Below are 9962 nucleotides of genomic sequence, written 5' to 3'. Positions count from 1 at the left end.
TAGAAGATGGTTCTTGGTTCTGCCTACGTCCATCTGGAACTGAACCGAAGATTAAGTTCTACTTCGGTGTTCAAGATAATTCTTTACAAAATAGTGAACAAAAGTTACTTACTATTAAAGAAGATATTATGAATCGTTTATAATATAAAGTAATTTTAAGTAGTAAGGAACAAAAGGGAGCGAAACCTCCCTTTTGTTTTATGTAGGAAATGATTGCTATGAATTCCGACAGGAGAGAGGGTATTTTGTGATGAAAAAAGTAAGAAAAGCGATAATCCCAGCAGCTGGATTAGGAACACGTTTTTTACCAGCAACGAAAGCGATGCCGAAAGAAATGTTACCGATTGTTGATAAACCAACTATCCAATACATTGTAGAAGAAGCAGTAAAATCAGGAATCGAAGATATTATTATCGTTACTGGTAAAACGAAGCGTTCTATTGAAGATCATTTTGATAATGCATTTGAGTTAGAGCAAAACTTATTAGAAAAGAAAAAGTATGAGTTACTTGAAAAAGTACAGGCTTCTTCAAAAATGGTGGATATTCACTATATTCGTCAAAAAGAACCAAAAGGATTAGGTCATGCTGTTTGGTGTGCGCGTAAATTCATTGGTGATGAGCCATTCGCTGTTTTATTAGGTGATGATATCGTTCAAGCTGAAAAACCATGTTTACGTCAATTAATTGAAGAATATGATAAAACGCTTTCTTCTGTTATTGGTGTACAAACGGTTCCAGAAGATGAAACACACCGTTACGGAATTATCGATCCGTTAGAGCAGGAAGGACGTCGTTACCAAGTTCGCAATTTCGTTGAGAAACCAGCAGCAGGTACAGCACCTTCAAACTTAGCAATTATGGGACGTTACGTTTTAACACCTGAAATCTTCATGTTCTTAGACCAGCAACATATTGGTGCTGGTGGCGAAATTCAGTTAACAGATGCGATTCAAAGCTTAAACGAAATTCAACGTGTATTCGCTTACGACTTCGAAGGAAAGCGCTACGACGTAGGTGAAAAGTTAGGATTTGTTCAAACAACAATCGAAATGGCACTGCAACACCCAGAATTACGTGATGACATGGTTACGATGATGAAGAAAATTTTAGAAGAACAAACGAATCAAGAGTCTTAATATAAAAAAGGAGTTGTTCCAGTAGGAACAACTCCTTTTTCTTATGAAATCGTCGAATGAGAATGCTGATAAGCGGAACGACGTACAGCATAGTATATACGAGGTGCGATAATAGCACCGATAATGGTAAATGCAATATCTTTTACTGCAAACCACATCATAATCATCCAAGCAGCTTTATAGCTCATATTACCACCCATGAAGAGATTGACTGCTCCGTACATGTAAGTAGTACCGATAATATACGTTAAAATGATTCCTGTCAACGAAGCAATTGCAAATGTACGAAATGTCGGTCGTTCCTTTTGTTCTACTAATTTTCCTGATACGTAAGCAACGATAATAAATGCGATAATAAAACCACCAGTAGGATCTAAAAGTGCTCCAAATCCAGCTTTGAAGTTAGCGAAGATTGGCGCACCTGCTACTCCAACGAGCATGTAAACGGTCATTGATAATGCACCAAGTCTACTTCCAAGAAGAAGCCCTGCTAAAATTGCGAAAAATGGTTGCATAGATAATGGGACGCCCGCTATTTGTAAGAATGGTGCCCAAGATACAATATTTGCACCAATGGCCATAAGAGCAACGAACATGGCAGCTAATGCTAAATCTAAAACATGAAATCTTCTCATAATGTTAACCTCCTGTTGTTTTTAGGTTAACATTATCGTAGCGAAAAGATTTACTTGTTGTCAATTAAAATATTTTGATAAGAAGGCTTCAAATAGTCTCTTAACAACGTATAAGGAATACGAAATTGCGGAATTCCACTTGAATAAGGGGCAATTTCATATAAAGGGAAATAAATGACGAGATTGTCCGGTTCTAAAAAGAAGTGGAACTTTTTCGTGCTCATGACTTTTTCAGATGCATCAGGAAAATAAATACTTTCATTTTGTTTAATTTGTCTTACAATCTCAGCACGAATTACTTCTTTGTATGCATCTTTTTGTTGAAATAAATCGTCTAAGTGTAGTAACTTTTTTTCGTTTAAATCGAATGTGTTTGCCTTCCACGTATAAAGACCATGTGCTCCGCCTGTATATTGATAGTAATTCAAATATAGGCTAAGAAAAGGTGGTTTATTTAAAGAGACTTTATAATCAACATTCGCCACGTACGGATGAAATGGTGTACTTGATCCTTCTGTTTCTTTATAATATTTTTTTGCGTCTTTTTCTAATTTGGTTTTAAATTTGTCAGTAGATTTTTTGTAATAGAAATTGAGCTTATTTTGAAATTTAGAATCGGAAAAGTTATGAAAAGAAGGTCTGTTAATTTGATATTCTATATAAGGTTTCTTACCTTTTTGTGTGACAGTCTGAACATCGATTGTCAGGTTGGATGCTTTGGCTACTAGTGCACAATTTGGTACAATAGTCAGCAAGGAGCACATAAGCAGTAATATACAAAATTTCTGTTTCATTTAGGTGAAACCTCCTTATATAAGTGTTATAAGTAGTTTGAAAATAAATAGGTAAAATTATACATTTTATTAAAGTAAGAGAAGGGGGAAACGATATGGCAAAAACTTTAATGGATTCACTTGGAATTGAGTTGTTAGAGATGACAGAAGATAAGGTGGTTGCTACGATGCCCGTAGATGAGCGTACGCATCAGCCATTTGGATTTTTACATGGTGGTGCTTCTGTTGCGTTGGCGGAAACAGTAGCAAGTGTCGGTTCATACAATTTAATTGATCAAGAAAAATGCATCTGTTTCGGTCTAGAAATTAATGCAAATCATATTCGCTCAAAGAAAGATGGAATTGTAACAGCGATCGGAACACCGATACATAGAGGAAACTCAACGATGGTTTGGGATGTACGTATCATTGATGAGAATGACGATTTATTATGTATTTCAAGATGTACAGTAGCAATTAAAGAAAAACGTGAAAAGTAAAAAAAGAGGCGCTCATTAGAGCAGCCTCTTTTTCTTATAATTAGAACTGGATTTTCTTCTCTAAGAAACCTTTTAGTTCGCTAATTGGCATACGAACTTGTTCCATTGTGTCACGGTCACGTACTGTAACAGCTTTGTCTTCAACAGAGTCGAAGTCGTATGTGATACAGAATGGAGTACCGATTTCGTCTTGACGACGGTAACGTTTACCGATAGAACCAGTCTCGTCAAAGTCTACCATGAAGTCTTTAGCTAGTTCTGCGAATACTTCAGTAGCACCTTCAGATAGCTTTTTAGATAATGGTAAGATTGCTGCTTTATATGGTGCTAAAGCAGGGTGGAAACGAAGAACTGTACGAGAGTCGTTCTCTAATTGCTCTTCTTCATATGCATCACATAAGAATGCTAATGTTACGCGGTCAGCACCTAAAGATGGCTCGATGCAGTATGGTACGTAACGCTCATTCGTTTGTGGATCGATATAGTTAAAGTCTTCGTTAGAGTGTTCCATGTGACGTTTTAAATCGAAGTCTGTACGAGATGCAACGCCCCATAGTTCGCCCCAACCGAATGGGAATTTGAATTCAATGTCAGTTGTCGCGTTACTGTAGTGAGATAATTCCTCTTCACCGTGGTCACGAAGACGCATGCTTTCTTCAGTCATACCAAGTGAAAGTAACCAGTTCTTACAAGTTTCACGCCAGAATGCGAACCACTCTAAATCTTCACCAGGCTTACAGAAGAATTCAAGTTCCATTTGTTCGAATTCACGTGTACGGAATGTGAAGTTACCAGGCGTGATTTCGTTACGGAAGCTCTTACCGATTTGGCCAATACCAAATGGAAGTTTTTTACGCATAGAGCGTTGTACGTTTTTGAAGTTTACGAAAATACCTTGTGCTGTTTCTGGACGAAGGAAGATTTCGTTTGTGCTAGACTCTGTAACACCTTGGAATGTTTTGAACATTAAGTTGAACTGACGGATTTCAGTGAATTCTTCACTACCGCAATCAGGACATTTTACTTCATGTTCTTTCATTAAGTCAGCCATTTGGTCGAAAGTAAGACCATCAACAACCATTTCGATGCCTTTTGCATCTAATGCATCTTCAATTAATTTGTCAGCACGATGACGCGCTTTACATTTTTTACAGTCGATCATTGGATCGTTGAAGTTACCAACGTGACCAGAAGCGATCCAAGTTTTTGGGTTCATTAAAATAGCTGCGTCTAAACCAACGTTGTATGGAGATTCTTGAATGAATTTTTTCCACCAAGCTTTTTTAACGTTATTTTTTAATTCGATTCCAAGTGGACCGTAATCCCAAGTGTTTGCAAGACCACCGTAAATTTCAGAACCAGGGAAAACGAAACCGCGATGTTTCGCTAAGTTTACTACTTGTTCCATTGAATACATAATAAAATCCTCCTTTTGAAAGTTAACGTATTGGCGATGACGTGCTCAGGTAACTTGTGAAACGAGCAGTATATGCTTTAAAAAACATAAAAAAACGCTCATCCCAAGGCTTTATTGCCTAGGGACGAGCGTTTGCCCGCGGTTCCACCCTAGTTGATACACAAAAGGTGCATCCACTTTATCACGTATTGCTCGAGACTGCCGTTTCCTTGCGGCTTCAGGCTTTCACTATCCCTGAATCGCTTTTTGTGCAAGTACTTATAAGTCCGTCATCGCTACTTATATTAATAATAATGAACATATTCTAACACGTTCTTTTTTAAATCTCAATAGAGGAACGCGTCTATCTATGATAGAGTCTCGCCTATTTTTTCGTTATTTATTCCGTAATTTTCTTTAATGTGCTTAATTGCTTCACGCCTACTGAGCGGGGCAAGCTCGTTATTTTGCACGTATTCCCAAACGATATCGGGCTTTGTTTTTGCATATTCGCGAAGTACCCATCCAATCGCTTTTTGAATGAAAAACTCTTTCGAAGAATGTAGTTGTCCAATAACCCAAAAAAGAAGTTCTTCATCCATCTTTTGTTTATATTTTAGCTGGAATAAAATAGCGGTGCGTTGTAACCATATGTTATTTGATGCAATCCATTTTGGAATATAGGCAGAAATCAATTCGGGATGTTGTAAAAAGATATTACCTAAAAATGTAGGGACGATGCTATCGACAGTGTCCCACCAAGATTTTGTTACAATGAGTTCTTCTAAGAAGGGGATATGCGTTTCGTTTATATGCTTTTTATATTTTTGCATCATATCGAGTGCGGCTGCCTGAAATTCTCGTTCTGGTAAATCCCAAAGCTCACGTACGATAACTTGGAAGTCTTTTTGGTCTGGGAGAGTATGTATTTGAATGACGTCTTTCAATAATTGTCTTCTCTCGGGAGTTTGAATACCAAGAAACGGGAAGTGATTTTTCATATAACGTGCCATCGGTTCTGCTTTTTCTGGGTTTTGATTTGCTATGAAGTGCTCTTGTAATGCTTTTACAAATGGGTGCATAAGTACATTCTCCTCTCTTATTATCTTGCTTATTTCATTATACAGAGAGTTTGGTTGAATTTTAAAACATAACTTGCCATGTAACGAAATATGTTGAAAGTAGAGAGGAGAGGATAAGATGGAAGATCAAGGCGTACTAGCAGGTTTCTTTGCTCTTAGTTTTGCGTTTATTCTTGTTATCATAATTTGGGCAATTATTTCGTATTTGTTAACGGCTTTTGCACTGTATACGATGGCGAAAAATGATGGTGCAACGGATGGGGTTCTTGCTTTTATTCCTTTTATAAATAGTAAAACATGGGGCGATTTAGCAAAAGATAAATTACCAGATTTCTTGAAAGAAGAAGCAGGATGGAAAGTATTCGGCATATATGTCGCGTGTTTCATTTTTAATTTCGTACCAATTATAAGTATACTAGCAACAGCTGTATCGATTGTGTTGTCCATTTATCTCATTTACGCTATCTTAGACAGATATGGAACGAACTCTATATTATTTACAATTATTCATGTCATCACATTTTCGGTGTTCTTGCCGATTCACTTGTTCATTATTCGAAATGAGCCGGTGAGGTATAACGAGTAGTATATGTAATATTTGAGATAGAAAAAGCGCCCTGAAAGCAGGGCGCTTTTTGTGCTACATAAGGTAGCGTACATAAATATAAATATGAGAAATGATTAATGAAACGATCATAATTGGGAAACCGACTTTTAAGAAGTCCATGTAGCTAAATTTATGTCCTTCTCGGCTTGCGATACCTGCAACGATTACGTTAGCAGAAGCGCCGATTAATGTTCCGTTTCCGCCTAGACAAGCACCTAATGCTAATGCCCACCATAATACGTCGATTTGTGCGTCAGCAGGTGATAAACCTAATCCGACAGCCATATCGTTAATAAGAGGAATCATTGTTGCAACGAATGGAATGTTATCAATCGTTGCAGAGGCGATACCAGATACCCATAAAATAAGGATAGATGCGTAAGAAATATCTCCGCCTGTTATGCCAATTACTTTTTGAGCTAACATTTTAATAAGACCGATATCGATAAGTCCTCCAACGAGTACGAATAGTCCTGCGAAGAAGAAGATTGTTACCCATTCTACACTTGCGAATACTTCTTCAATTTCATGTTCTTTCACACCGATTAACATAAGTACAGTAGCACCAGTTAAAGCGATGATAGCTGCATCAACGTGGAAAATGGAATGGGTCATGAAACCTACAATTGTAAGTCCAAGTACTGTTAAAGACTTTTTCATTAATACTGGATCTTTAATGTATTGTTTTTCATCTAAACTCATTAATTTTTTAACTTGTACAGGATCAGCGATTAATTGTTTGCGGTACATGAAGTAAAGTATTGCTGCTGTCACAGCAATGATAATAATTACGATTGGCGCTAAGTTTAGCAAGAAAGCATTGAAATCTAAATGCTTATTGGCAGAACCAATCATAATGTTAGGTGGATCACCAATTAATGTTGCTGTTCCCCCGATGTTTGAAAAAATAATTTCAGAAAGTAAATAAGGGACAGGATTTACTTGCAGTATGCGCGTAATAGATAAAGTAACTGGAACAACAAGAAGTACAGTTGTAACGTTATCTAAAAACGCGGAACCAAGTGCAGTAAGTAAGGAAAGTGAAATTAAAATTTTAATTGGATTTCCTTGCGCTCCTTTTGCTGCTTTAATGGCAACGTATTGGAAGACGCCCGATTTACTCGTAATGTTCACCAAAATCATCATACCGATGAGTAGTGTAATCGTCCCCCATTCAATATGTTTCGTAAAGGCATTGTGTAAATCAACAACCCCCATAATTACCATGAGTGCTGCACCAAGAAGTGCGATGACAGCGCGATTAATTTTTTCAGAAATAATAATGGCATATGTAATTAAAAAGACTGCGATAGCAAAATAATACTGCCAGTTTGCGAGCTCTTGCGTTGTTTCGTGCAAAACTCTCATCTCCTTTCATTCACTTTTCTTAGTGTGTCAAAAATTAACTAGATGAAACACACATAACGTCATTATAAAGTAGAAAAATGTCGGATGTAAATGAAAGGGCTTATTTTGTTATATTTTCTGCAAAGGTTACTTTTTCTTATTTTTAAAAATATTTGCGGGCATTTGACATATATATAAGATACATCCAATCTGAATATTTAAAATGGAATTAGCATTCGAGCTTGTTCGTGTAGGAGTGTCAAATAGAAAGGAATGACAAAGATGATAAGGAAGGGATCGTATGAATGAACAACAATTTTTATTTTTGGATTTTGAGTTTACGATGCCCCAGCACAGAAAAAAACCAAAAGGATTTTTCCCGGAGATTATTGAGGTAGGACTCGTTTCGGTTGTTGGCTGTAAGGTAGAAGATACGTATTCAGCTCATGTTAGGCCGAAAACTTTTCCATCTTTAACGGATCGATGTAAGAAGTTTTTAGGGATTAAACAAGAAGTCGTAGATAAAGGAATTTCGTTTCCAGAACTCGTTGAAAAACTTGCAGAATATGAAAAGAGATGTAAACCGACCATTGTTACGTGGGGAAATATGGATATGAAAGTGTTGAAGCATAATTGTGAAAAAGCGGGAGTAGATTTTCCTTTCCAAGGACAGTGTCGTGATTTATCACTTGAGTATAAGAAGTTTTTTGGTGAGAGAAATCAAACAGGACTGTGGAAAGCAATTGAGGCGTATGGAAAAGTAGGGACGGGTAAGCATCATTGTGCGCTAGATGATGCGATGACGACGTATAATATTTTTAAGTTAGTAGAAAAAGATAAAGAGTATTTAGTGAAACCAGCACCTCCAACATTAGGGGAACTCGTTGATTTTTCAAAAGTGTTAAAGAAAGTGAGTACACAGTAACGACCAAATTGCACAGTATGTAATTTGGTCGTTTTGTTTTTTTAAAGTTTGTAGTCTTTTTTTAATTGCTCTAATGTTTCTAGACTACGAACTGCAAAAGGTGAATCATCTTCAGAAAATGAATTCATTTGAGTTTCTAATGCTAATTTGAGTGAATCTGTATAATCTGGAATTTCTCCTTCATATTTCTTCACCATTTGCTCTGGAATGTTCGTCTGTTCACGAAAAGCTAAAGCACGTCTTTCGTGGAAAAATGGTACGTCAGCTTGTTTTACGTTATGTAAGTCACCTTGCACCGGATGTTTTAAAACAGCTAATACTTTTACGACGTAACTGCCAGGGCGGCTATTTGTAACTTCGCCAATGTATTTTCCCGTTTTATAAATACCAGTAACGATTTCGCCAATTTCAAATGTTTCTCTCATATTTTTCACCTCAAGTTTATAGTAAGGAAAGTAGAAGAAGGAGTCAAAGAAATCATTCGCGTTCGGAATGCCCCCTTGAGAATGTGGATAGGTTCCACTATAATTTAAGATAATATAACAGAAAATTCTGATGACTTGTGAATCCTATAATAAGGAGTGATTTATATGATGCCATTATATTTTCCGGAAGATAAAACAGAATATATTATTCCAGGGATTGTTTGTGTTCTATTTATTATCGGTGCGGTTGCCACGTGGCGTATGTTCATTCGTGTATCAAAACGAGAAGCAGATCGATTACAGAAAGTTGAAGAAAAGCTGTTAGCTGAAAAGAAACAGTAACTCATTTTTGTATGTTTCCCTCTATGCTCGGACAATCTAAGGGCAGAATGTATTTTGGAGGGAATAAAATGAAAAAACGGCTTTTTTTCAGTTGTTGTTTACTATTTCTGATGGCAGGTTGTGACCAAGGAAAGCCGAAAGAAATTGACGTGAAATTACATAATGCTTCAGGTGATGAAGTGGGGACTGCGAAAGTAGTGCAGCAAACAAGCGGAGTAAAAATTAAGATTAAAGGGGAAGGGTTCACACCTGGCCCACACGGCATACATGTACATGAAATTGGTGAGTGTAAAGCACCGCGTTTTGAATCATCTGGGAATCATTTTAACCCTGATAATAAAAAGCATGGACTCCTTAATCCGAAGGGTGCAGAAAACGGTGATTTACCGAACGTAATTGCAGACGGTTCCGGGAAAATTAAAGCAGAAATTGATGCGCCACATATAACGCTTGAAGAAGGGAAAACGACGATTCATAGAAAAGATGGAGCGTCTATTATTATTACAGAAAATGCTGATGATGGTATGACACAACCGACAGGTAAATCAGGTGATCGAATTGCTTGTGGGGTTATTGTAAAAAAAGCGTCGGATATGAAGAAAAAATAAAAGCTACCGTGCGCGGTAGCTTTTATGTGTAGTGTAAGTGAAAATATATCGGCGATTATTGGGATATATCGACTGTAACTTAAAATATATCGGCGATTATTGGAATATATCGACCGTAACTCAAAATATATCGGCGATTTTTAAAATATATCGACTTACCGACAAAATATGACAAAGGAGGCTG

Annotated in this window: 13 protein-coding genes; 7 read left to right on the top strand and 6 right to left on the bottom strand. The window is 36.9% G+C overall.

All coding sequences use genetic code 11. The features are described from left to right. Both MR083_RS27875 and galU read left to right on the top strand, forming a co-directional pair. Positions 1-143, top strand: a 143-nt coding sequence (locus MR083_RS27875) for a hypothetical protein (RefSeq protein ID WP_277931483.1), incomplete at its 5' end; no start/stop codon positions are given. 107 nt (positions 144-250) lie between these two features. Next, the gene (gene galU / locus MR083_RS25110) at positions 251-1138 is read left to right on the top strand and encodes a UTP--glucose-1-phosphate uridylyltransferase GalU (RefSeq protein ID WP_011040800.1); all 888 of its coding nucleotides are present in this window, start codon (positions 251-253) and stop codon (positions 1136-1138) included. 41 nt (positions 1139-1179) lie between these two features. On the opposite strand, the gene MR083_RS25105 is transcribed toward galU, so the two are convergent. Together MR083_RS25105 and MR083_RS25100 are read right to left on the bottom strand one after the other, a co-directional pair. Continuing rightward, on the bottom strand, positions 1180-1773 hold the full coding sequence (locus MR083_RS25105; RefSeq protein WP_242270007.1) for a biotin transporter BioY: 594 nt from the start codon (positions 1771-1773) through the stop codon (positions 1180-1182). 50 nt (positions 1774-1823) lie between these two features. Next, entirely contained in the window at positions 1824-2567 is a 744-nt protein-coding gene (locus tag MR083_RS25100; RefSeq protein WP_014893444.1) for a DUF3298 and DUF4163 domain-containing protein, read from the bottom strand. A gap of 95 nt (positions 2568-2662) precedes the next feature. Between MR083_RS25100 and MR083_RS25095 the strand changes: the two genes are divergently transcribed. Next, positions 2663-3046 carry a hotdog fold thioesterase gene (locus tag MR083_RS25095; RefSeq protein WP_001140611.1) on the top strand — a complete coding sequence of 128 codons (384 nt, stop codon included), beginning with the start codon at positions 2663-2665 and terminating at the stop codon, positions 3044-3046. Positions 3047-3086: 40 nt separating this feature from the next. On the opposite strand, the gene MR083_RS25090 is transcribed toward MR083_RS25095, so the two are convergent. Both MR083_RS25090 and MR083_RS25085 read right to left on the bottom strand, forming a co-directional pair. After that, positions 3087-4463 carry a glycine--tRNA ligase gene (locus MR083_RS25090; protein ID WP_000287154.1) on the bottom strand — a complete coding sequence of 459 codons (1377 nt, stop codon included), beginning with the start codon at positions 4461-4463 and terminating at the stop codon, positions 3087-3089. 347 nt (positions 4464-4810) lie between these two features. Continuing rightward, positions 4811-5524 (bottom strand): DNA alkylation repair protein, encoded by a 714-nt coding sequence (locus MR083_RS25085; RefSeq protein ID WP_242270006.1) that lies wholly within the window; start codon positions 5522-5524, stop codon positions 4811-4813. Positions 5525-5642: 118 nt separating this feature from the next. On the opposite strand from MR083_RS25085, the gene MR083_RS25080 reads away from it, so the two are divergent. After that, positions 5643-6110 carry a hypothetical protein gene (locus tag MR083_RS25080; protein WP_000390059.1) on the top strand — a complete coding sequence of 156 codons (468 nt, stop codon included), beginning with the start codon at positions 5643-5645 and terminating at the stop codon, positions 6108-6110. Between the two features lie 54 nt (positions 6111-6164). Here MR083_RS25080 and MR083_RS25075 read toward each other — a convergent pair whose 3' ends face one another. After that, complete coding sequence (locus MR083_RS25075; RefSeq protein WP_000545221.1) at positions 6165-7490, bottom strand: ArsB/NhaD family transporter; 1326 nt, start codon at positions 7488-7490, stop codon at positions 6165-6167. A 289-nt stretch (positions 7491-7779) separates the two neighbouring features. Between MR083_RS25075 and kapD the strand changes: the two genes are divergently transcribed. Next, complete coding sequence (kapD, locus tag MR083_RS25070) at positions 7780-8403, top strand: 3'-5' exonuclease KapD (protein WP_001005369.1); 624 nt, start codon at positions 7780-7782, stop codon at positions 8401-8403. Positions 8404-8444: 41 nt separating this feature from the next. Here kapD and kapB read toward each other — a convergent pair whose 3' ends face one another. Further along, entirely contained in the window at positions 8445-8828 is a 384-nt protein-coding gene (kapB, locus tag MR083_RS25065; protein ID WP_001209341.1) for a kinase-associated lipoprotein KapB, read from the bottom strand. 165 nt (positions 8829-8993) lie between these two features. On the opposite strand from kapB, the gene MR083_RS25060 reads away from it, so the two are divergent. Beyond that, positions 8994-9170, top strand: a complete 177-nt coding sequence (locus tag MR083_RS25060) for a hypothetical protein (RefSeq protein ID WP_000982762.1) — start codon at positions 8994-8996, stop codon at positions 9168-9170. Positions 9171-9238: 68 nt separating this feature from the next. Continuing rightward, entirely contained in the window at positions 9239-9778 is a 540-nt protein-coding gene (gene sodC / locus MR083_RS25055; protein WP_000746511.1) for a superoxide dismutase [Cu-Zn], read from the top strand. The last annotated feature ends 184 nt before the right edge of the window (positions 9779-9962 follow it).

It is taken from the genome of Bacillus cereus group sp. BfR-BA-01408 (genome assembly GCF_022663305.1).
Lineage (GTDB): Bacteria > Bacillota > Bacilli > Bacillales > Bacillaceae_G > Bacillus_A > Bacillus_A pacificus.
The sequence above is the reverse complement of the archived record's forward strand: the minus strand, read 5'-3'. Positions and strand labels throughout refer to the sequence as shown.

Bases quoted from the DNA above. Each gene is read 5' to 3' on its own strand.
- galU (WP_011040800.1), top strand. From the start codon at position 251: ATGAAAAAAGTAAGAAAAGCGATAATCCCAGCAGCTGGATTAGGAACA.
- MR083_RS25105 (WP_242270007.1), bottom strand. From the start codon at position 1,773: ATGAGAAGATTTCATGTTTTAGATTTAGCATTAGCTGCCATGTTCGTT.
- MR083_RS25100 (WP_014893444.1), bottom strand. From the start codon at position 2,567: ATGAAACAGAAATTTTGTATATTACTGCTTATGTGCTCCTTGCTGACT.
- MR083_RS25095 (WP_001140611.1), top strand. From the start codon at position 2,663: ATGGCAAAAACTTTAATGGATTCACTTGGAATTGAGTTGTTAGAGATG.
- MR083_RS25090 (WP_000287154.1), bottom strand. From the start codon at position 4,463: ATGTATTCAATGGAACAAGTAGTAAACTTAGCGAAACATCGCGGTTTC.
- MR083_RS25085 (WP_242270006.1), bottom strand. From the start codon at position 5,524: ATGCACCCATTTGTAAAAGCATTACAAGAGCACTTCATAGCAAATCAA.
- MR083_RS25080 (WP_000390059.1), top strand. From the start codon at position 5,643: ATGGAAGATCAAGGCGTACTAGCAGGTTTCTTTGCTCTTAGTTTTGCG.
- kapD (WP_001005369.1), top strand. From the start codon at position 7,780: ATGAATGAACAACAATTTTTATTTTTGGATTTTGAGTTTACGATGCCC.
- kapB (WP_001209341.1), bottom strand. From the start codon at position 8,828: ATGAGAGAAACATTTGAAATTGGCGAAATCGTTACTGGTATTTATAAA.
- MR083_RS25060 (WP_000982762.1), top strand. From the start codon at position 8,994: ATGATGCCATTATATTTTCCGGAAGATAAAACAGAATATATTATTCCA.
- sodC (WP_000746511.1), top strand. From the start codon at position 9,239: ATGAAAAAACGGCTTTTTTTCAGTTGTTGTTTACTATTTCTGATGGCA.